Annotated in this window: 21 protein-coding genes; 20 read left to right on the top strand and 1 reads right to left on the bottom strand. The window is 63.8% G+C overall.

Translation table 11 applies throughout. From position 1 onward, the window contains the following. Positions 1–2: 2 nt before the first annotated feature. The 20 genes from BMW89_RS20720 to mtnK all read left to right on the top strand — a co-directional run bounded on the left by BMW89_RS20720 (position 3) and on the right by mtnK (position 19,169). Positions 3–1,199, top strand: coding sequence for an NADH-quinone oxidoreductase subunit D (locus BMW89_RS20720; RefSeq protein ID WP_092028835.1), 1,197 nt, complete (start codon positions 3–5; stop codon positions 1,197–1,199). Next, positions 1,199–2,161: an FkbM family methyltransferase gene (locus BMW89_RS20715; protein WP_177196203.1), complete on the top strand. Its 963-nt coding sequence runs from the start codon at positions 1,199–1,201 to the stop codon at positions 2,159–2,161. Before BMW89_RS20720 ends, BMW89_RS20715 begins: the two co-directional genes overlap by 1 nt. 10 nt (positions 2,162–2,171) lie before the next feature. Continuing rightward, positions 2,172–2,783 (top strand): NADH-quinone oxidoreductase subunit NuoE, encoded by a 612-nt coding sequence (nuoE, locus tag BMW89_RS20710; protein ID WP_092028833.1) that lies wholly within the window; start codon positions 2,172–2,174, stop codon positions 2,781–2,783. After that, the gene (locus tag BMW89_RS20705; protein WP_092028832.1) at positions 2,783–2,989 is read left to right on the top strand and encodes a hypothetical protein; all 207 of its coding nucleotides are present in this window, start codon (positions 2,783–2,785) and stop codon (positions 2,987–2,989) included. Before nuoE ends, BMW89_RS20705 begins: the two co-directional genes overlap by 1 nt. Positions 2,990–3,004: 15 nt before the next feature. After that, the gene (nuoF, locus tag BMW89_RS20700) at positions 3,005–4,330 is read left to right on the top strand and encodes an NADH-quinone oxidoreductase subunit NuoF (RefSeq protein ID WP_092028831.1); all 1,326 of its coding nucleotides are present in this window, start codon (positions 3,005–3,007) and stop codon (positions 4,328–4,330) included. A gap of 5 nt (positions 4,331–4,335) precedes the next feature. Further along, positions 4,336–4,545, top strand: coding sequence for a hypothetical protein (locus tag BMW89_RS20695; RefSeq protein WP_092028830.1), 210 nt, complete (start codon positions 4,336–4,338; stop codon positions 4,543–4,545). A gap of 13 nt (positions 4,546–4,558) precedes the next feature. After that, positions 4,559–6,634, top strand: coding sequence for an NADH-quinone oxidoreductase subunit NuoG (nuoG, locus tag BMW89_RS20690; protein ID WP_092028829.1), 2,076 nt, complete (start codon positions 4,559–4,561; stop codon positions 6,632–6,634). A gap of 4 nt (positions 6,635–6,638) precedes the next feature. Beyond that, positions 6,639–7,706 (top strand): NADH-quinone oxidoreductase subunit NuoH, encoded by a 1,068-nt coding sequence (gene nuoH, locus BMW89_RS20685; protein WP_092028828.1) that lies wholly within the window; start codon positions 6,639–6,641, stop codon positions 7,704–7,706. Between the two features lie 14 nt (positions 7,707–7,720). Continuing rightward, positions 7,721–8,209 carry an NADH-quinone oxidoreductase subunit NuoI gene (gene nuoI, locus BMW89_RS20680; RefSeq protein ID WP_026232873.1) on the top strand — a complete coding sequence of 163 codons (489 nt, stop codon included), beginning with the start codon at positions 7,721–7,723 and terminating at the stop codon, positions 8,207–8,209. A 9-nt stretch (positions 8,210–8,218) separates the two neighbouring features. Then, complete coding sequence (locus tag BMW89_RS20675; protein ID WP_092028827.1) at positions 8,219–8,857, top strand: NADH-quinone oxidoreductase subunit J; 639 nt, start codon at positions 8,219–8,221, stop codon at positions 8,855–8,857. Next, a complete protein-coding gene (nuoK, locus tag BMW89_RS20670) occupies positions 8,854–9,162 on the top strand; it encodes an NADH-quinone oxidoreductase subunit NuoK (protein WP_092028826.1) in 309 nt (102 codons plus the stop codon). Before BMW89_RS20675 ends, nuoK begins: the two co-directional genes overlap by 4 nt. Positions 9,163–9,170: 8 nt before the next feature. After that, positions 9,171–11,246 (top strand): NADH-quinone oxidoreductase subunit L, encoded by a 2,076-nt coding sequence (gene nuoL / locus BMW89_RS20665; RefSeq protein ID WP_092028825.1) that lies wholly within the window; start codon positions 9,171–9,173, stop codon positions 11,244–11,246. Beyond that, the gene (locus BMW89_RS20660) at positions 11,247–12,755 is read left to right on the top strand and encodes an NADH-quinone oxidoreductase subunit M (protein WP_092028824.1); all 1,509 of its coding nucleotides are present in this window, start codon (positions 11,247–11,249) and stop codon (positions 12,753–12,755) included. A 22-nt stretch (positions 12,756–12,777) separates the two neighbouring features. Continuing rightward, on the top strand, positions 12,778–14,214 hold the full coding sequence (gene nuoN / locus BMW89_RS20655) for an NADH-quinone oxidoreductase subunit NuoN (RefSeq protein WP_092028823.1): 1,437 nt from the start codon (positions 12,778–12,780) through the stop codon (positions 14,212–14,214). A gap of 1 nt (position 14,215) precedes the next feature. Beyond that, positions 14,216–15,022, top strand: a complete 807-nt coding sequence (locus BMW89_RS20650; RefSeq protein WP_092028822.1) for a biotin--[acetyl-CoA-carboxylase] ligase — start codon at positions 14,216–14,218, stop codon at positions 15,020–15,022. Continuing rightward, positions 15,022–16,692, top strand: coding sequence for a ribonuclease J (locus BMW89_RS20645; RefSeq protein ID WP_092028821.1), 1,671 nt, complete (start codon positions 15,022–15,024; stop codon positions 16,690–16,692). The genes BMW89_RS20650 and BMW89_RS20645 overlap by 1 nt, the downstream gene beginning before the upstream one ends. Positions 16,693–16,760: 68 nt before the next feature. After that, the gene (mce, locus tag BMW89_RS20640; protein WP_092028820.1) at positions 16,761–17,165 is read left to right on the top strand and encodes a methylmalonyl-CoA epimerase; all 405 of its coding nucleotides are present in this window, start codon (positions 16,761–16,763) and stop codon (positions 17,163–17,165) included. A gap of 9 nt (positions 17,166–17,174) precedes the next feature. Further along, a complete protein-coding gene (locus BMW89_RS20635) occupies positions 17,175–17,450 on the top strand; it encodes a DUF1467 family protein (RefSeq protein ID WP_092028819.1) in 276 nt (91 codons plus the stop codon). Between the two features lie 48 nt (positions 17,451–17,498). After that, the gene (locus tag BMW89_RS20630; RefSeq protein WP_092028818.1) at positions 17,499–17,846 is read left to right on the top strand and encodes a hypothetical protein; all 348 of its coding nucleotides are present in this window, start codon (positions 17,499–17,501) and stop codon (positions 17,844–17,846) included. Positions 17,847–17,879: 33 nt separating this feature from the next. Further along, positions 17,880–19,169: an S-methyl-5-thioribose kinase gene (mtnK, locus tag BMW89_RS20625; protein ID WP_092028817.1), complete on the top strand. Its 1,290-nt coding sequence runs from the start codon at positions 17,880–17,882 to the stop codon at positions 19,167–19,169. Between the two features lie 41 nt (positions 19,170–19,210). On the opposite strand, the gene BMW89_RS20620 is transcribed toward mtnK, so the two are convergent. Then, on the bottom strand, positions 19,211–20,092 hold the full coding sequence (locus BMW89_RS20620; RefSeq protein WP_092028816.1) for a hypothetical protein: 882 nt from the start codon (positions 20,090–20,092) through the stop codon (positions 19,211–19,213). Between the last annotated feature and the right edge of the window lie 55 nt (positions 20,093–20,147).

Below are 20,147 nucleotides of genomic sequence, written 5' to 3'. Positions count from 1 at the left end.
TCATGAACGAGCAACCCGAAGTTCTCCGCAACTTCACCATCAATTTCGGCCCGCAGCATCCGGCGGCGCATGGCGTGCTGCGTCTCGTGCTCGAACTGGATGGCGAAGTCGTCGCCCGTGTCGACCCCCATATCGGCCTGCTTCACCGCGGCACCGAAAAGCTGATCGAGCAGAAGACCTATCTGCAGGCGATCCCGTATTTCGACCGGCTCGACTACGTCGCGCCGATGAACCAGGAGCACGCCTTCTGCATGGCGGCCGAAAAGCTGCTGGGCATCGAGGTGCCGCGCCGCGGCCAGCTGATCCGCGTGCTCTATTGCGAGATCGGCCGCATTCTCTCTCATCTGCTCAACGTTACCACGCAGGCGATGGACGTCGGCGCGCTGACCCCGCCGCTGTGGGGTTTCGAAGAGCGCGAGAAGCTGATGGTGTTCTACGAGCGCGCCTCGGGCAGCCGTATGCACGCAGCCTACTTCCGCGTCGGCGGCGTGCATCAGGACCTGCCGCAGAGGCTGGTCGACGATATCGAGGCCTGGTGCGATCCGTTCCTGAAAGTGGTCGAGGATCTCGACCGGCTGCTGACCGCCAACCGCATCTTCAAGCAGCGCAACGTCGACATCGGCGTGGTGTCGCTGAAGGAAGCCTGGGAGTGGGGTTTCTCGGGCGTGATGGTGCGCGGCTCGGGCGCCGCCTGGGATCTGCGCAAGTCGCAGCCCTATGAATGCTACGCCGAGATGGATTTCGACATTCCGATCGGCAAGAACGGCGACTGCTACGACCGCTACCTGATCCGCATGGAAGAGATGCGTCAGTCCGTGCGCATCATGAGGCAGTGCATCCAGAAGCTGAACGCGCCTGACGGCAAGGGACCCGTCGTCGTCGAGGACAACAAGGTCGCGCCGCCGCGCCGTGGCGACATGAAGCGCTCGATGGAAGCGCTGATCCATCACTTCAAGCTCTACACCGAAGGCTTTCACGTGCCGGCGGGCGAAGTCTATGCCGCGGTCGAAGCGCCCAAGGGCGAGTTCGGCGTCTTCCTGATCTCCGACGGCACCAACAAGCCCTACAAGTGCAAGATCCGCGCGCCGGGCTTTGCGCATCTTCAGGCAATGGACCACATCTGCCGCGGCCATCTGCTCGCCGACGTATCGGCGATCCTCGGTTCGCTCGACATCGTGTTCGGAGAGGTCGATCGGTGATGGCGCAGGCGCCAATCCAGTTTGACCGTGCCTCGGGGGCCCTTGAAGGGGCCAACCTGTGGGAGCGGACGGCTGCCTTGGCGCTGGTGACGGGATCGAAGATCTCGTCGCATTTCTCGCATATGGGCTACATCGCCTGCGCCAATCTGTTGGCGAAGACGCTGCCCAAGCGCGACATCGCGATCAAGCTCAACCCCGACGCCGTGTTCGAATTCCCTTACGGCGACGGTTACTGGAGCAAGCTGCTCAACCGCTCCTACAGCTATGAGGACGAGCTGGAGCTGCTGTTCTCGGACTCCATCGACGTCGACTACACCTTGCTCGATTGCGGCGCCAATTACGGCTACTGGTCGGTGCTGGTGTCGAGCAAGCCGTTCGGCTCGCACAAGGCGATCGCGATCGAGCCGTCGGGGCAGAACTATCCGAAGCTTGCCAACAACGCCCGCGTCAACGGCAACCGCTTCGAGACCCTGAAATGCGCGATCGGCGCCTCGCGCGGCACCGCGCGGCTGTCAGGCACCAAGCACGAGGCTTTCAGCATCGCCGGTGCTCCGTCGGATGGCGGTGAAGAAGTGCCGGTGCTCGCGCTCGACAACCTCATCGACGACGGCAAGGTTGCGGCCAACGGCAAGTATTTGATCAAGCTCGACGTCGAGGGCGTCGAGATCGAGGCGATCAAGGGCGGCGCCCGGCTGCTCCAGGCCGACAGCGTCATCATGTGCGAGGAGCACGGCAGCGACCGCTCTCATGCGGTGTCGCGCTACATCCTCGAACAGACCCCGATGAAGCTGATCGTACTCGATCCGCGCACCAACCGGCTGGAGACCGTGACCGAGCTGTCAATTCTCGACCGCATCAAGGTCTCGACTCATGTTGGCTACAACGTTTTCGGCACCGCAAGCGCATTCTGGCAGGACAGGATCGAAGCCCTGAATGCCAAATCCGCGCGCCGCATGCAGTGAGAGATAAGATATGTCCGTTCGCCGATTAGCACCGAAGGAAGTCCAGCCCGCGAGCTTCGCGTTCACGGCCGAGAACATCGCGTTTGCGAAACAGCAGATCGCGAAATATCCGGCCGGACGTCAGGCCTCCGCGGTGATCGCCATCCTCTGGCGCGCGCAGGAGCAGCACGACGGCTGGGTCTCGGAAGCCGCCATCCGCGTCATCGCCGACATGCTCGACATGCCCTATATCCGCGTGCTGGAAGTTGCGACCTTCTACACGATGTTCCAGCTCGCACCGGTCGGCAAGAAGGCCCACGTTCAGGTTTGCGGCACCACGCCGTGCCGCCTGCGCGGCGCCGAAGATCTGATCCACGTCTGCGAGAGCCGCATCCATCATGATCCCTTCCATCTCTCCAAGGACGGCGATTTCAGCTGGGAAGAAGTCGAGTGCCTGGGCGCCTGCGTGAACGCGCCGATGGTGATGATCGGCAAGGACACCTATGAGGATTTGACCAAGGAAAGCTTCGGCAAGGTGCTCGACGGCTTTGCTTCGGGCAATCCGCCAAAGCCCGGTCCGCAGAACGGCCGCCAGTTCTCGGCGCCGGCGGGCGGACCGACCACGCTGAAGGAGACCTCCTGATGCGTGATCTTTCGTCATCACAAGTGGAGGGGAGCGGCGCCGTGAAGAAGTGGGGCTTCATCGCGATGCACGCCGCAGCCGCGGCCGCCTTCATGTTCCTGTTGCAGCGTTTCGTGATGCATGAATCGCTGGAAACCAGTCTGCTCTGGGCGCTGGCCTTCGCCGTTTGCGCCGCCGGGCTTGCCTACAAGCAAGCCAACCGTTGATCGGAAAGCACTGATATGCTCGAGGACAAGGACCGCATCTTCAAGAACCTCTACGGCCTCCACGATTGGGGGCTCGAGGGCGCGCGGCGCCGTGGCGCCTGGGATGGCACCAAGAACATCATCGACAAGGGCCGCGACTGGATCATCAACGAGATGAAGGCGTCGGGCCTGCGCGGCCGCGGCGGCGCCGGCTTCCCGACTGGTCTCAAATGGTCCTTCATGCCGAAGGAATCGACCGACGGCCGTCCGAGCTATCTCGTCGTCAACGCCGACGAGTCCGAGCCCGGCACCTGCAAGGATCGCGAGATCATGCGGCACGATCCGCATCTCCTGATCGAGGGCTGCCTGATCGCGAGCTGCGCGATGAACGCGCATGCCTGCTACATCTATGTCCGCGGCGAGTTCATCCGCGAGCGCGAGCATCTCCAGGCCGCGATCGACCAGGCCTATGAGGCCAAGCTGGTCGGCAAGGACAACGTCAACGGCTGGCCGTTCGACATCTACGTCGCGCACGGCGCCGGCGCCTATATCTGCGGCGAGGAAACCGCGCTGCTCGAAAGCCTCGAAGGCAAGAAGGGCCAGCCGCGCCTGAAGCCGCCGTTCCCGGCCAATGTCGGCCTGTACGGCTGCCCGACCACCGTCAACAACGTCGAGTCCATCGCGGTTGCGCCGGACATTCTCCGCCGCGGCGCGGCGTGGTTCGCCGGCATCGGCCGTCCGAACAATGTCGGCACGAAACTGTTCTGCATCTCCGGCCATGTCGAGCGGCCCTGCAACGTCGAAGAAGCCATGGGCATTCCGTTCCGTGAGCTGATCGACAAGCATTGCGGTGGCATCCGCGGCGGCTGGGACAACCTCAAGGCCGTGATCCCCGGCGGCTCGTCGGTGCGCATGGTGCCGGCCGAGCAGATCATCGACACGCCGATGGATTTCGACAGTCTGAGCAAGTTGCGCTCGGGCCTCGGCACCGCGGCCGTGATCGTGATGGACAAGTCGACCGATTTGATCCGCTCCATCGCCCGCATCTCCTATTTCTACAAGCATGAGAGCTGCGGCCAGTGCACGCCGTGCCGCGAAGGCACCGGCTGGATGTGGCGCGTGCTGACCCGCATGGCCGATGGCCGTGCCCACAAGCGCGAGATCGACATGCTGCTGGAAGTCACAAAACAGGTCGAAGGCCACACCATCTGCGCGCTCGGCGACGCAGCCGCATGGCCGATCCAGGGCCTGATCGCGCATTTCCGTCATGAGATCGAAGCGCGCATCGACCAGTATTCGCACAAGGCCGACATCGACGATGCCGGCGTCCGCGATCCCGTGAACATGGTCGCGGCGGAGTAGGAAGAATGACCGACGAACCCGACAACATCGTGCTTGCCTTGTTGCGCAAGATCGATCAGCGGACCGAGCGGATGGCAGAGGATCTGCAAGATCTGAAGGTGCGTGTGACCGGGATGGAAGAGGGCTTGGCCGGGGTAAACCGTAGACTTGATCGGCTGGAGATTCGCGTCGACCGGATCGAGAGACGCCTCGAACTGACCGACGCAACGCATTGAGAGAACTGAGCCAATGACCAAGCTCATCATCGACGGCAAAGAGATCGATGTCCCGGCCGAATACACGCTGCTTCAGGCCTGCGAAGCCGCTGGCGCCGAGATTCCGCGTTTCTGCTATCACGAGCGGCTGTCGATCGCCGGCAATTGCCGGATGTGCCTCGTTGAAGTGAAGGGCGGCCCGAAGCCGGTCGCGAGCTGCGCTTGGGGCGTGCGCGATTGCCGTCCCGGCCCGAAGGGTGAGCCGCCGGAGATATCGACCCGTTCGCCGATGGTGAAGAAGGCGCGCGAAGGCGTGATGGAATTCCTTCTCATCAACCATCCGCTGGATTGCCCGATCTGCGACCAGGGCGGCGAGTGCGATCTTCAGGACCAGGCGATGGGCTATGGTGTCGACACCAGCCGCTTCGCCGAGAACAAGCGCGCGGTCGAGGACAAATACCTCGGCGCGCTGGTCAAGACCTCGATGAACCGCTGCATCCAGTGCACGCGCTGCGTCCGCTTCTCGGCGGAAGTCGCAGGCGCCCCCGAGATGGGCGCCACCGGCCGCGGCGAGGACATGGAGATCACGACCTATCTCCAGCACGCGCTGACGTCGGAATTGCAAGGCAACCTCGTCGACATCTGCCCGGTCGGCGCGCTGACCTCGAAGCCTTATGCGTTCGCGGCGCGCCCGTGGGAGCTCGGCAAGACCCAGTCGATCGACGTCATGGACGGCGTTGGATCTGCGATTCGCGTCGACACCCGCGGCCGTGAAGTGATGCGCGTGCTGCCGCGCATCAACGAGGCCGTGAACGAGGAGTGGATCTCCGACAAGACCCGCCACGTCGTCGACGGCCTGCGCACCCAGCGTCTCGACCGGCCCTATATCCGCGAAGCCGGCAAGCTGCGGGCCGCGACCTGGCCCGAGGCCTTTGCCGCGATCGCGTCCAAGGCGGCGCGCACTGACGGCAAGCGCATCGGCGCGATCGCCGGCGACCTCGCCGGCGTCGAAGAGATGTTCGCGCTGAAGGACCTCTTGTCCAAGTACGGCTCGGGCAATCTTGCGGTGCAGGGCGGCGACGCCTTCGATCCCGCGCTCGGCCGCGGCTCCTACATCTTCAATCCGACGCTTGCAGGCGTCGAGCAGGCCGACGCGCTGCTCATCGTCGGCGCCAATCCGCGCAAGGAAGCGGCCGTGTTCAACGCCCGCATCCGCAAGCGCTGGCGCTCGGGTGGACTCAAGGTCGGCGTGATCGGCACCAAGGCCGATCTCACTTACGACTACGACCATCTCGGTGCGGGCACCGATACGCTCAGTGAGCTCGCGGCCGGCAAGCACTCCTTCATGGACGTGCTGAAGAACGCCAAGAATCCGATCATCCTGGTCGGCGCAGGCGCCGCCTCGCGCCACGATGGCGCCGCCATTCTCGCCGCCGCCGCCAAGCTCGCGCTCGATGTCGGCGCGCTCAAGGACGGCTGGAACGGCTTTGGCGTGCTGCACGAGACTGCCTCCCGCGTCGGTGCGCTCGATATCGGCTTTACCGCCGCTGCCGGTGGCCTGAACGCCGCGCAGATGACGACGTTCGGCACGCTCGACCTGCTGTTCCTGCTCGGCGCCGACGAGATCAAGCCGTCGGACGGCACCTTCGTCGTCTATATCGGCACCCATGGCGACCGCGGCGCGCATCGCGCCGACGTCATCCTGCCGGCCGCCGCCTACACCGAGAAGTCGGCGATCTACGTCAACACCGAAGGCCGCGTGCAGATGACAGGCCGCGCCGCGTTCCCACCGGGCGAAGCCCGCGAGGACTGGGCGGTCGTGCGTGCGCTCTCGGAAGCGCTCGGCAAGAAGCTCGGCTATGACTCGCTCTCGGCCTTGCGCCAGGCGATCTTCAAGGCCGTGCCGCATCTGATCCGTCTCGACCAGATCGAGGCCGGCTCCGTCGACCAGATCAAGAAGCTGGCGGGGAAGGGCGGTTCGCCGGAGAAGGCGCCGTTCAAGCCGCTGGTCGAGGACTTCTATCTGACCAACCCAATCGCGCGTGCGTCCGCCGTGATGGCGGAATGTTCGCGGCTTGCCTCCGGGCAGATGCTGACCGCAGCGGAGTGAGCTCATGGAATTCTTCGCAAGCGCATTCTGGACTGGTTTCCTCTGGCCGCTGATCATCATGATCGCGGAGAGCGTCCTGGTGCTCGTCGTCCTCTTGGTCGCGATCGCCTACATCCTGCTCGCCGACCGCAAGATCTGGGCGGCGGTGCAGATTCGCCGCGGCCCGAACGTGGTCGGCCCGTGGGGCCTGCTGCAATCCTTCGCCGATTTGCTCAAGTTCGTGCTGAAGGAGCCGATCATCCCGGCCGGCGCCAACAAGGGCGTCTTCCTGCTGGCTCCGCTGGTCTCGTGCGTGCTCGCGCTCACGGCCTGGGCGGTGATTCCGACCAATCTCGGCTGGGTGATCTCCGACATCAATGTCGGCGTCCTCTTCATCTTCGCGATCTCGTCGCTGTCGATCTACGGCATCATCATGGCCGGCTGGTCGTCGAACTCGAAATACCCGTTCCTGGCAGCACTTCGCTCGGCGGCGCAGATGGTGTCCTACGAGGTCTCGATCGGCTTCGTCATCATCACGGTGTTGCTCTGCGCCGGCACGCTGAACCTGTCGGCGGTGGTCGAGGCCCAGCATGTCCGCGGTCTTGCCAGCCTGATCGGGTTGCCCCAGCTCACCATCCTGAACTGGTACGTCTGGCCGCTGTTCCCGATGTTCGTGATCTTCTACGTCTCGGCGCTGGCGGAAACCAACCGTCCGCCCTTCGACCTCGTCGAAGCTGAATCCGAGCTCGTCGCCGGCTTCATGGTCGAATACGGCTCGACGCCGTATCTGCTGTTCATGCTCGGCGAGTATGTCGCGATTGCCACGATGTGCGCGCTGGCGACGATCCTGTTCCTGGGAGGCTGGCTGCCGCCGGTGGATCTGCCGCCCTTCAACTGGGTGCCGGGGATCATCTGGTTCTCGCTAAAACTGTTCTTCATGTTCTTCCTGTTCGCGATGGCAAAGGCGATCGTGCCGCGCTACCGCTACGATCAACTGATGCGCCTCGGCTGGAAGGTGTTCCTGCCGCTGTCGCTGGCGATGGTGATCGTGGTGGCCGGTGTGCTGCACTTCGCCGACATCGCGCCGAAGTGAGGGCCGTCATGGGTATCAACATCAACGCCACCGCACGCTCGCTGCTTCTGTCGGAATTCGTCTCGGCGTTCTTTCTCGCCATGCGCTACTTCTTCCAGCCGAAGCCGACGCTGAACTATCCCTTCGAGAAGGGCCCGATCTCGCCGCGCTTCCGCGGCGAGCATGCGCTGCGCCGCTATCCGAACGGCGAGGAGCGCTGCATCGCCTGCAAGCTGTGCGAAGCGGTGTGCCCGGCGCAGGCCATCACCATCGAAGCCGGCCCGCGCCGCAACGACGGCACCCGCCGCACCGTGCGCTACGACATCGACATGGTGAAGTGCATCTATTGCGGCCTCTGCCAGGAGGCCTGTCCGGTCGACGCCATCGTCGAAGGTCCGAACTTCGAGTTCGCGACCGAGACCCGCGAGGAACTGTTCTATGACAAGGCCAAGCTGCTCGCCAATGGCGACCGCTGGGAACGCGAGATCGCAAAAGCGATCGAGCTCGACGCGCCGTACCGGTGAGATGAGAGCATGATCCTTCCCGCGCTGTTCTTCTATCTCTTCGCCGGCGTCTGTGTCGCCTCGGCGGTGATGGTGATTGTCTCGCGCAATCCCGTGCACTCCGTGCTGTATTTGATCCTGGCCTTCGTCAACGCCTCCGGCCTGTTCGTGCTGATGGGCGCCGAATTCCTCGCAATGATCCTGATCGTCGTCTATGTCGGCGCGGTCGCGGTGCTGTTCCTGTTCGTGATCATGATGCTCGACGTCGACTTCCTCGAGCTGCGCGAAGGTTTCATCCAGTATTTGCCGGTCGGTGTCGTGATCGGCGGCATCTTCCTGTTCGAGCTGCTCTTGACCGTCGGCGCCTGGGTCATCAATCCCAGCGTCAGCAAGACCATCACGGCGCCGATCCCGGCCAACGTCTCCAACACCGAGGCGCTGGGGCTGGTGCTCTATACGAAGTACATCCACTACTTCCAGCTCTCGGGCATGGTGCTGCTGGTCGCCATGATCGGCGCCATCGTGCTGACGCTGCGCCACAAGGCGAGCGTGAAGCGGCAGGACATCAACGTTCAGAACGCACGCACGCCCGAGATGGCGATGGCGATGCGCAAGGTGGCACCGGGGCAGGGGCTGCAGGACTCTGACGCGGCGGAGTGGGTGAAATGACGGTCGGGCTCGGACATTATCTGGCGGTCGGCGCGATCCTGTTCACGCTCGGGATTCTCGGCATCTTCCTGAACCGCAAGAACATCATCGTCATCCTGATGTCGATCGAGCTGATCCTGCTCTCGGTCAACATCAACCTCGTCGCGTTCTCGACCTTCCTCGGCGACATCGTCGGTCAGGTCTTCGCACTTCTGGTGCTGACTGTTGCGGCTGCTGAAGCCGCGATCGGTCTCGCCATCCTGGTAGTCTATTTCCGCAACCGCGGCTCGATCGCGGTTGAGGACGTCAATCTGATGAAGGGCTGAGCTCAGTCATGGTCCAGGCAATTGTCTTTCTGCCTCTGCTGGGCGCCATTCTTGCTGGCCTGATCGCGCTGTTCGGCGCGCATGCCCGCAATCCCTCGGGCGACACGGTCGAGCATCACGACGATGCGCACGGTCACGGCGACGCGCATGCGTCGGCCACCCATGATGACCATGGCCACGACGACCACGCTCACGACGACCATGGTCCGGCCGAGCCGCCGGCGGCGGGCTCGCGCGGTGCCGAGCTGGTCACCACGGCGCTGCTGTTCGTCTCGGCGGCGCTGTCCTGGATGACGCTGGTCGATGTCGGCTTCATGCATCACGACATCAGGATCCAGCTTATGCCCTGGATCTTCTCCGGCGACCTCCAGGTCTGGTGGACGCTGCGGGTCGATACGCTCACCGCGGTGATGCTGGTGGTGGTCACCACCGTGTCCTCGCTCGTGCACCTCTATTCCATCGGCTACATGGACGAGGATCCGAACCGGCCGCGCTTCTTCGGCTATCTCAGCCTGTTCACCTTCGCCATGCTGATGCTGGTGACCGCCGACAACCTCGTGCAGCTGTTCTTCGGCTGGGAAGGCGTGGGTCTCGCCAGCTATCTGCTGATCGGGTTCTGGTACCAGAAGCCAACGGCGAACGCCGCCGCCATCAAGGCCTTCGTGGTCAACCGTGTCGGCGATTTCGGCTTCGCGCTCGGCATTTTCGCGATCTTCTATCTCACCAGCTCGACCGATTTCGAGACCATCTTCCACGCCGCGCCGAGCTTGACCGGCAAGACCATCGACTTCCTCGGCTGGCATGCCGATGCGCTGACGCTGACCTGCCTGCTGCTGTTCATGGGCGCGATGGGCAAGTCGGCGCAGTTCCTGCTGCACACCTGGTTGCCGGACGCGATGGAAGGCCCGACGCCCGTGTCGGCGCTGATCCACGCCGCGACCATGGTCACCGCCGGCGTCTTCATGGTGGCGCGCCTGTCGCCGCTGTTCGAGCTGGCGCCGAACGCGCAGGCCGTCGTGATGTTCTTCGGCGCCACCACGGCGTTCTTCGCGGCGACCATCGGCCTCGTCCAGAACGACATCAAGCGCATCGTCGCCTACTCGACCTGTTCGCAGCTCGGCTACATGTTCGTGGCGATGGGAGCAGGGGCCTATTCGGTCGGCATGTTCCATTTGTTCACGCACGCCTTCTTCAAGGCGCTGCTGTTCTTGGGCTCCGGCTCGGTGATCTACGCGATGCACCACGAGCAGGACATCCGCAACATGGGCGGCCTCTGGAAGAAGATTCCGTACACCTACGCGGTGATGGTGATCGGCACCTTGGCGCTCACCGGTTTCCCGCTCACCGCCGGCTATTTCTCCAAGGACGCGATCATCGAAGCGGCCTACGCCTCGCACAACCCGTTCGCGACCTACGGCTTCCTGATGACGGTCATCGCCGCCGGCCTGACCTCGTTCTATTCCTGGCGCCTGATCTTCAAGACCTTCCACGGTGAGGCGCATGACGAGCAGCACTACGAAGCTGCGCATGAGGCACCGATCTGGATGCTGATCCCGATTGGTGTGCTCGCGGTCGGCTCCATCTTCGCCGGCTTTCCGTTCAAGGAGCTGTTCGCCGGTCACGGTATCGAGGAGTTCTTCCGCGAGTCCGTGAAGATGAACCCGCACATCATCGAGGAGATGCACCACATCCCCGAGTCCATCGCGTTGCTGCCGACGGTGATGATGGTGCTGGGCTTCCTGGTCTCGTACCTGTTCTACATCCGCCGGCCTTATCTCCCGGTCGAGCTCGCGAACACGCAGCCGATGCTGTACAAGTTCCTGCTCAACAAATGGTACTTCGACGAGCTCTACGACCTCATCTTCGTCCGTCCGGCGAAGTGGATCGGCTACCAGCTCTGGAAGAAGGGCGACGGCTTCATCATCGACGGTCTCGGCCCCGACGGTGTCTCGGCCCGCGTGCTGGACATCACCCGCAACGTCGTGAAGATCCAGACCGGCTATCTCTATCATTACGCCTTTGCCATGCTGATCGGCGCCGCCGGCCTGATCACGTGGTTCATGTTCGGCTTTGGGGGCCAGTAAATGACGACCTGGCCAATCCTTTCCGTCACGACCTTCCTGCCGCTGGTCGGCGCGCTGATCGTTTATCTCAGCCGCGGCGATGACGAGGCGGCCAAGCGCAACTCGCGCTGGATCGCGCTGTGGACCACGCTGATCACCTTTGCGGTGTCGGTGATCCTGGTCATGCGCTTCGACTCCAACAGCGCCGACTTCCAGTTCGTCGAGAAGGCGAACTGGCTCGCCACCGGCATCACCTACCACATGGGCGTGGACGGCATTTCGCTGCCGCTCGTGATCCTGACCACCGCCGTGATGCCGTTCTGCATCATTGCGAGCTGGACGGCGATCACCAAGCGCGTCCGTGAATACATGATGGCGTTCCTGATCCTGGAAACGCTGATGATCGGCACCTTCTCGGCGCTCGATCTCGTGCTGTTCTATTTGTTCTTCGAGGGCGGCCTGATCCCGATGTTCCTGATCATCGGCGTCTGGGGTGGTCCGCGCCGGGTCTACGCCTCGTTCAAGTTCTTCCTCTACACGCTGCTCGGCTCGGTGCTGATGCTGCTTGCCATCATGGCGCTGTACTGGAACGGCGGCACGACCGACATCCCGGCCCTGATGCACACCGCCGTGCCGCGGTCGTTGCAGACCTGGGCGTGGCTGGCCTTCTTCGCCTCCTTCGCGGTGAAGATGCCGATGTGGCCGGTGCACACCTGGCTCCCCGATGCGCACGTCGAGGCGCCGACCGCAGGCTCGGTGGTCCTCGCCGCGATCATGCTGAAGATGGGCGGCTACGGCTTCCTGCGCTTCTCGCTGCCGATGTTCCCGCTGGCCTCGCACGATTTCGCGCCGCTGATGTTCACGCTCTCGGCCATCGCCATCGTCTACACCTCGCTGGTGGCGCTGATGCAGGAGGACATGAAGAAACTGATTGCCTATTCGTCGGTCGCCCATATGGGCTTCGTCACCATGGGCATCTTCGCTGGCACCATGCAGGGCGTCGCCGGCGGCGTGTTCCAGATGATCTCGCACGGCATCGTCTCCGGCGCGCTGTTTCTCTGCGTCGGCGTCGTCTACGACCGCCTGCACACCCGCGAGATCGCGGCCTATGGCGGCCTCGTCAACCGGATGCCGCTCTACGCGCTGACTTTCATGGTCTTCACCATGGCCAATGTCGGTCTGCCCGGCACGTCGGGCTTCGTCGGCGAGTTCATGACGCTGCTCGGCACCTTCAAGGTCTCGGTCCCGACCGCGTTCTTCGCCACCTTCGGCGTGATCCTGTCGGCGTGCTACGCGCTGTGGCTCTACCGCAAGGTCGTGTTCGGGGCGCTGGTCAAGCCGTCGCTGGCGAGCATGAAGGATCTCACCTTGCGTGAATGCGTGACGCTGTTCCCGATGATCGCGCTGACGATCCTGTTCGGCGTCTATCCGAAGCCGGTGCTCGACATGTCGGCCGCCTCGGTTCAGCAACTCGTCAACAATTACAACACCGCTGTGACGGCCGTGAAGGCCGCCGCACTGCTCCATTGATCGGGCAGGTCAGGATATCGCCATGAGCTTTTCGACTGCAGGTTATCAACTGGCGCCGGTGCTGCCCGAGCTCGTGCTCGCGATCGGCGCCATGGCGCTCCTGATGCTGGGCGCCTATCGCGGGCAGGAGACCACCAGGGCGGTTACCTCGCTTGCGGTGCTGCTCCTGGTCGTGGTTGGCGTGCTCGAATACATGCTTCCCGCGGGCAAGCAGGTGACCTTCGGCGGCAGCTTCATCGTCGACGACTTCGCGCGCTTCATGAAGATCCTGGCCCTGATCGGCTCGGCGGTGACGCTGGTGCTGTCGACCGAGTTCCTGTCCGATCCGTCGCGCCGCATCTTCGAATACGCGATCCTGGTGCTGCTCTCGACGCTCGGCATGATGGTGCTGATCTCGGCCGGCGATCTGATCTCGCTCTATCTCGGCCTCGAATTGATGTCGCTCGCGCTCTATGTCGTGGCGGCCTCGAACCGCGACAACGCCAAGTCGACCGAAGCCGGCCTGAAGTATTTTGTGCTCGGCGCGCTGTCGTCGGGCATGCTGCTCTACGGCGCCTCGCTGATCTATGGCTTCACGGGTACGGTGACCTTCTCAGGCATCGCGACTGCGGCCACGGCCTCGAATGTCGGCCTGGTGTTCGGTCTGGTCTTCCTGCTCGCCGGTCTCTGCTTCAAGGTGTCGGCCGTGCCGTTCCACATGTGGACGCCGGACGTTTATGAAGGCGCCCCGACCCCGGTCACCGCCTTCTTCGCCTCGGCGCCGAAGGTGGCCGCACTCGCCGTCTTCACCCGCGTCACGCTGACAGCTTTCCCGGGCATCGTCTCGCAGTGGCAGCAGATCCTGGTGTTCGTGGCGATCGCCTCGATGGTGCTCGGCTCCTTTGCAGCGATCGGACAGAGCAACATCAAGCGCCTGATGGCCTATTCCTCGATCGGCCACATGGGCTTCGCGCTGGTCGGGCTTGCCGCCGGCACAGTCGAAGGCGCGCAGGGCGTGCTGATGTACATCGTGATCTATGTCGCGATGACGCTCGGCTCGTTCTCGGTCATCCTCGCCATGAAGCGCAACGGCCAGGCCGTGGAGCAGATCAGCGACTTCGCAGGTCTCTCGCGCACCAATCCGCTGCTCGCTTTCATGTTCGCGATGCTGCTGTTCTCGCTCGCCGGCATTCCGCCGCTCGCCGGCTTCTTCGCCAAATGGTACGTCTTCGTCGCCGCGATCAAGGCGAACCTGTTCGCGCTCGCCGTGATCGGCGTGCTCTCCAGCGTGGTGGGCGCCTACTACTACCTGACCATCGTCAAGACGATGTATTTCGACGAGCCGGCCGGCCAGGTCGATCCGATGCGCGTCGAGGTGAAGACGGTGCTGGCGGTTGCGGGCCTGTTCACCATCCTGTTCGCGCTGTTCGCAGGTCCCGTGGTGAGCATCGCCTCCGCCGCCGCCAAGTCGCTGTTTTAGGATGGGCTTCGCGCTCGGTCCTCGCGCATTGTCGGCGGGCTACAGGCTCGCAGCTTTTGAGCGGACCGGCTCGACCAATACGGACGCGATCGAGCACGCGCGGGCCGGCGAAAGCGGCCAGATGTGGTTCGTCACATCCGAGCAGACCGCCGGCCGCGGCCGCCGTCAGCGCGCCTGGATCGCGCCCAAGGGCAATCTCGCCGCCAGCGTCCTCGAACTCCTGGACGTCGCACCCGGCGTAGCCGCCACCATCGGGTTTGCGGCGGGGCTGGCGGAAGAGGCCGCCCTGGAGAAGGTTAGCCTCGAGGCCGCGCTGCGGCTTGGTCCTGACAGGCCCCGCTACGCCCTGAAATGGCCGAATGACGTCCTCGCCAACGGCAAGAAACTCGTCGGTATCGGCCTGGAAGCGGAGGCCGTCGGCGATCGCCTGGCCATCGTCGTCGGCATCGGCACCAACGTCGTGGCGGCGCCCGAGGGGACGCCCACGCCCGCCGTGTCGCTGGCCGCACTCGGCGTCCAGATCAGCGCGGAAGAGCTGTTCTTGGCGCTCTCGGACGCCTGGGTCGAGTTCCGTGGTATCTGGGACAATGGCCGCGGCTTTGCCGAGATCCGAAAGCTGTGGCTGGAGCGCGCCGCCGGTCTTGGCGAGCGGGTCGCGATCAACACGGGAGCGATGACGATCGAGGGCATTTTCGACACGATCGACGACAGCGGTTGCCTGATCGTCCGCACCGCTGACGGCCGACGCCTGCCGGTGGCGGCCGGCGAGGTGTTCTTTGGATCGGCCGCCTCCGTGGGAGCTGCGTGATGGCGAAGTCTGACGAACTGGTATTTGCACCGCTTGGCGGCGTCGGCGAGATCGGCATGAATTTGTCGATCTACGGCCTCGGCAATCGCCAGCAGCGTGCTTGGCTCGCGGTCGATCTCGGCGTCTCCTTCGGCGACGAGGAGCATTTGCCGGGCATCGACCTGATCATGCCCGACATCAGCTTCCTCGAGAAGGAACGCAAGAACCTGATGGGCCTGGTGCTGACCCACGCCCATGAGGACCACTTTGGCGCGATCATCGACCTCTGGCCCAGGCTGAAATGCCCGATCTATGCGACGCAGTTCAGCGCCGCGCTGTTCGAGGCAAAACTTGCGGCCGAGCGCAACGCGCCGAAAATCCCGGTGACGGTGGTGCCATCAGGCGGGCGCGTCGATATCGGCCCGTTCAACGTCGAATTCATCCCTGTCGCGCATTCGATTCCGGAATCGCATGCGCTGGCGATCCACACCGAGGTCGGCACGGTGCTGCACACCGGCGATTGGAAGATCGATCCGACCCCGATCATCGGCCGCCCGACTGACGAAAAGCGGCTGCGCGAATTGGGCGATGCGGGCGTGATGGCCCTGATCGGCGATTCCACCAATGCCGTGCGCGATGGACGCTCGCCCTCCGAAGCCGAGGTCGCCGCGACCATTACCAAGCTGGTCAAGGCCGCCAAGGGACGCGTTGCAGTCACGACCTTCGCCTCCAACGTCGCGCGCATCAAGGCGGTTGCCGATGCCGCGAAGGCCGCGGACCGCGAGGTGGTCGTGGTCGGGCGCGCCATGGAGCGCGTGTCGCAGGTCGCGCGCGAAACCGGTTTTCTCGACGGCGTGCAGAACTTCCGCTCAATCGACGTCTACGGCCATCTGCCGCAGGACAAGGTGCTGGCGCTGTGCACCGGCAGCCAGGGCGAAGCCCGCGCCGCGCTGGCACGCATCGCCAATGACGACCATCCCGAGATCACGCTCAACCGCGGCGACAGCGTGATCTTCTCCTCGCGCACCATTCCCGGCAACGAGAAGGCCGTCGGCGCGATCATCAACAATCTGATCCTCCAGGGCGTCGAGGTCATCACCGACCGCGACCATCTGGTCCACGTCTCCGGCCATCCCCGCCGCGACGAGCTGCGCGACATGATTTCCTGGGTGAAGCCGCAGCTCCTCATCCCCGTCCACGGCGAGGCTCTGCATCTGCATGAGCACGCAAAACTCGCGCGCGCCGCCGGCGTGCCGCGCGTGCTGGTCGTGCGCAACGGCGATCTCGTCAAGCTCGGCCCCGGCGATCCCGGCGTGATCGGCGAGGTGCCGTCCGGCCGTCTCTACAAAGACGGCAACATCCTCGAGGATTCCAAGTCCCGTGCAGTGACTGAGCGGCGGCGCATGGCGTTCTCCGGCTGCGCCTTCGTCGCCTTCGCCATGAACGCGCAAGGAGAGCTCGTAGACGACCCCGAGGTCGATCTGGTCGGAATCCCCGAGAAAAACAAGGCCGGCGAGCCCTTCGACGACCTCGTCTTCGACGCCGTGGTCTCCACCATCGAAGGCCTTCCGAAGGCGCGCCGCCGCGATCCTGACGCCTTGGCCGAGTCAGTGCGACGCGCGGTCCGGTCGGTCATCAACGAACATTGGGGCAAAAAGCCCAACTGTCTGGTACACGTCCTGACAGTGTAAAGTTTGAGCATGATCTCTTCGGAAAACCGCTTCACACTTTTCCGGATCATGCTCTAAGGGAGAGAAACATGCTGGGCCGGCTCAACCATGTCGCGATCGCGACCAAGGATGCGGTCAAGGCTGCCAAGATCTATGGCGCGGCGTTCGGGGCGCAGATTTCAGAGGCGGTTCCGCTGCCCGAGCATGGCGTCATCACCGTGTTCGCGACGCTGCCCAACACCAAGATCGAATTCATCGAGCCGCTCGGCGAGACCTCGCCGATCGCAAAATTCCTTGAGCGCAATGCCGACGGCGGCATCCACCACATCTGCTATGAGGTCGTCGACATCATCGCCTCGCGCGATACGCTGGTGAAAGAGGGGGCGCGGGTGCTTGGCGACGGCGTGCCGAAGATCGGCGCCCACGGCAAGCCCGTGCTATTCCTGCATCCGAAGGATTTTTCCGGCGCGCTCGTCGAAATCGAGCAGGCATAGGGCCGCCCCATGGCCATCCAGATATCGACCGCGATCGCGATCTACTTCGTCATCTGGTGGATCGCACTGTTCCTGACGCTGCCGTTCGGCGTCCGTAGCCAGCACGAGGACGGCGTCGGTACGCCCGGCACCGACCCCGGCGCGCCGATCCTGACGCGGATGAGGAGCAAGCTGATCTGGACGACGATCATCTCGGCGATCATCTACGCCCTCGCGATGGCCGCCTACCACGCCGGCTATCTCTCGATCGAACGCCTGTCGAAGCTGATGGGAATGCCGTTCTAGGTTTCTTGCTGGATTTTCGCAGTTGCGTTGTAGTTTTGGGGAAAACAAATGACCTTTCAGAGGATCGTCATCGCGCTTTTGGTGCTGATCGTCGCCGGTCTCGGCGGCATCGGCTATGTCGAGTGGCGGATGGCGGTACAGGTGCGCACCCTGAAGGCGTTCGTCGAGGGCTATGTCTTCAACGAAGCGGTGCTGGCCTGTGAGCAGGCCAAGAGCTCGACGCCGTTCAAATGGAACGGCGGCAAGAGCACCTCGGTGATCGGGCTCAACTCGGTCAAGCTGGACAAATACAACGTCAGCGCCAGCTACACGCTGGTGGCGGACAACGTTTATTGTGATTACGATCCCATCAAAAGAAAGGCCGAGATCGGCTCGAGCTTCCTGGAGCGGGAGTAACGATCCGGCCCATACAAATGGGATGGGATCGTCATGGCCGGGGACCGGGCAGGGGATTATCGGATTCTGCATGAGGCCGACTTGCGGGACTGTCTCGCAGGCCAACCGAAACTTGCGGCGCTGCTCGGCGGCGAGCCGGCTGCGTGGTCGATCACCGAGGTCGGCGACGGCAATCTCAACCTCGTCTTCATTGTAAAGGGCGCGAGGGGTGGCGTCGCCGTGAAACAGGCGCTGCCTTACGTCCGCCTCGTCGGCGAGAGTTGGCCGCTGCCGCTGTCGCGGGCTCACTACGAGTATCTCGCCCTCTCGAAACAGGCCGAGCTCGCGCCGGGCCTCGTGCCGGCCCTGCTGCACCACAACGAGACGCTGGCGCTGACGGTGATGGAGCTGCTCGAGCCCCACATCATCATGCGCAAGGGGATGGTCGCCGGGACGCAATATCTGCGCTTTGTCGATGACATCACCACCTTCATGGCGCGAACCCTGTTCTTCAGCTCCGACCTCGCGCTCTCCGCCGCCGAGAAGAAGGAAGCCATCGCGGCCTTTGCCGGCAACCATGCGCTCTGCAAGATCACCGAGGATTTGATCTTCACCGATCCCTATCGCATCGCCGAACAGAACCGCTGGACCGCGCCGTATCTCGATGGCCTGGCAGCTCACCTCCGCGATGACATGGACCTGCATGTCGCGGTCTCCCGGCTGAAGCTGAAATTCATGGCAAGCCCGGAAGCGCTGCTCCATGGCGACCTCCACACCGGCTCGATCATGGTCACGGAGAGCGAGACGCGGGTGATCGATCCCCAATTCGCGTTCTACGGTCCGATGGGATTCGACGTCGGCGCCGTGCTGGCGAACCTGCTGATGGCCTATTTTGCTTCCGCCGGTCACGAGCGCGCGCCCGGCGAGCGGCAGGTCTTCGAGGGCTGGGTGCTCGATACGGTCGAGCAGGTCTGGAACGAGTTTTCGCGAAAATTCCTCGACCTCTGGCGGTCGGAAGCGCGTGGCGATGCCTACCCGCCCGCGCTCTTCGCCGGCGAGAAGGGAGCCGCGCGCCTGGAAGCCGAGCGGCAGGCCTATATGCAGCGGTTGTTCGCCGACACCGTCGGCTTCGCCGCCGCCAAAACCATCCGCCGCATCTTCGGCCTCGCCCACAACATCGATTTCGAGCTGATAGAAGACTCGCGCAAGCGCGCGATCAGCGAAGCCCGTGCCGTGCGGCTGGCGCGCGGGATGATGGTGGAAGCGGTCGCGTTTCGGACGATCGCGGACGTCACCGGCGCCGCGCGAAAGCTGAGGGATTGGATGCCGGAATTATCGAGCTGAGGGCGTCGCGGCCATACCGGGAAGGGCCCTCGGGCGTCGCCTCAGTAGAGATGCACCGGCATCAGGACGCCATGCTCGACCAGCAGACCCCAGGTCTCGTTGGCCGCAACCTCGAATTCCCGGCTACGTGCCTCGTTGCCGTCCATCGTCAGGGTGACCTTGTATTTGCCCGGCGATAGATCGAGCTTTTGGCTGTCCGGCAATTTGCCGGCTGCGTCGTCCGAACTCGCCAGGTTCTCTCCGGCGCGCGCCGCCAGCTTGATGGTCCGCTCGTTGACGGTGACGACGGCCGCGTCGTCCGTCCTGTTGCCGAGCATCAGCCGTCCTTGCTCCGGCTTTGGCAGGAATCCTGCCGTTGCGACGCGCGACTTGTGCAGCGAAAGGTCGGCGATGGTTCTGCCGTCCTGACGGGTGAGCCGAAGCGAGGCAGGTCCATTTGACGTCGTGAAGCCGACCGCGGCCCGATCAGCCTCGACCGCCGCGCCATCGTTCTCGATCCAGCCGTTTTTGGTGAGCGCGGCGCGATAGAAGCCGAGCACGGTCTTGAGATCGAGTGGGAGCTCGACGTGAGCCGACCGGATGAAGGGCGAGTTGTTCGCGGTGATCAGGCCCCAGCCCGCGGGGAGTGGCAGGCCCACCTCTGTGGACACTTTGCTCTCGAAGGTTCGGCTTGCGGCCCGCGCCAGCATCCTGAGGCCGTCGCAGAGCAGGCGCTCACCGAGATAGTCGGGGGAGCAGCGGTCCCTGAGCGCCCACCAGATGTCGGCGACATCCCCGTTTGACCGTGAGGTGTGGGACCAGCCGGCCTGGATGGTATCGCTCGAACCGTCCCGGGCAGGGTCCGGGGTGACGGGCATCGCCAGCGCCGCTGTCGCGGCAACCAGACTGCCCGCGAGCAGGATACCTAACGTTCGGCCTTTCATTTTCCGCGATCCTGATTTTCCGCGATTCCCGGGACTTAGATAACGATCCTGAGCT

It is taken from the genome of Bradyrhizobium sp. OK095 (assembly GCF_900109945.1).
Taxonomy (GTDB): domain Bacteria; phylum Pseudomonadota; class Alphaproteobacteria; order Rhizobiales; family Xanthobacteraceae; genus Bradyrhizobium.
Note: the sequence above shows the minus strand (reverse complement) of the source record. Positions and strands in the feature narration are given on the sequence as shown.

Excerpts from the sequence above, each read along its gene's own strand:
- BMW89_RS20720 (WP_092028835.1), top strand. The coding sequence starts at position 3 with ATGAACGAGCAACCCGAAGTTCTCCGCAACTTCACCATCAATTTCGGC.
- BMW89_RS20715 (WP_177196203.1), top strand. The coding sequence starts at position 1,199 with ATGGCGCAGGCGCCAATCCAGTTTGACCGTGCCTCGGGGGCCCTTGAA.
- nuoE (WP_092028833.1), top strand. The coding sequence starts at position 2,172 with ATGTCCGTTCGCCGATTAGCACCGAAGGAAGTCCAGCCCGCGAGCTTC.
- BMW89_RS20705 (WP_092028832.1), top strand. The coding sequence starts at position 2,783 with ATGCGTGATCTTTCGTCATCACAAGTGGAGGGGAGCGGCGCCGTGAAG.
- nuoF (WP_092028831.1), top strand. The coding sequence starts at position 3,005 with ATGCTCGAGGACAAGGACCGCATCTTCAAGAACCTCTACGGCCTCCAC.
- BMW89_RS20695 (WP_092028830.1), top strand. The coding sequence starts at position 4,336 with ATGACCGACGAACCCGACAACATCGTGCTTGCCTTGTTGCGCAAGATC.
- nuoG (WP_092028829.1), top strand. The coding sequence starts at position 4,559 with ATGACCAAGCTCATCATCGACGGCAAAGAGATCGATGTCCCGGCCGAA.
- nuoH (WP_092028828.1), top strand. The coding sequence starts at position 6,639 with ATGGAATTCTTCGCAAGCGCATTCTGGACTGGTTTCCTCTGGCCGCTG.
- BMW89_RS20675 (WP_092028827.1), top strand. The coding sequence starts at position 8,219 with ATGATCCTTCCCGCGCTGTTCTTCTATCTCTTCGCCGGCGTCTGTGTC.
- nuoK (WP_092028826.1), top strand. The coding sequence starts at position 8,854 with ATGACGGTCGGGCTCGGACATTATCTGGCGGTCGGCGCGATCCTGTTC.
- nuoL (WP_092028825.1), top strand. The coding sequence starts at position 9,171 with ATGGTCCAGGCAATTGTCTTTCTGCCTCTGCTGGGCGCCATTCTTGCT.
- BMW89_RS20660 (WP_092028824.1), top strand. The coding sequence starts at position 11,247 with ATGACGACCTGGCCAATCCTTTCCGTCACGACCTTCCTGCCGCTGGTC.
- nuoN (WP_092028823.1), top strand. The coding sequence starts at position 12,778 with ATGAGCTTTTCGACTGCAGGTTATCAACTGGCGCCGGTGCTGCCCGAG.
- BMW89_RS20650 (WP_092028822.1), top strand. The coding sequence starts at position 14,216 with ATGGGCTTCGCGCTCGGTCCTCGCGCATTGTCGGCGGGCTACAGGCTC.
- BMW89_RS20645 (WP_092028821.1), top strand. The coding sequence starts at position 15,022 with ATGGCGAAGTCTGACGAACTGGTATTTGCACCGCTTGGCGGCGTCGGC.
- mce (WP_092028820.1), top strand. The coding sequence starts at position 16,761 with ATGCTGGGCCGGCTCAACCATGTCGCGATCGCGACCAAGGATGCGGTC.
- BMW89_RS20635 (WP_092028819.1), top strand. The coding sequence starts at position 17,175 with ATGGCCATCCAGATATCGACCGCGATCGCGATCTACTTCGTCATCTGG.
- BMW89_RS20630 (WP_092028818.1), top strand. The coding sequence starts at position 17,499 with ATGACCTTTCAGAGGATCGTCATCGCGCTTTTGGTGCTGATCGTCGCC.
- mtnK (WP_092028817.1), top strand. The coding sequence starts at position 17,880 with ATGGCCGGGGACCGGGCAGGGGATTATCGGATTCTGCATGAGGCCGAC.
- BMW89_RS20620 (WP_092028816.1), bottom strand. The coding sequence starts at position 20,092 with ATGAAAGGCCGAACGTTAGGTATCCTGCTCGCGGGCAGTCTGGTTGCC.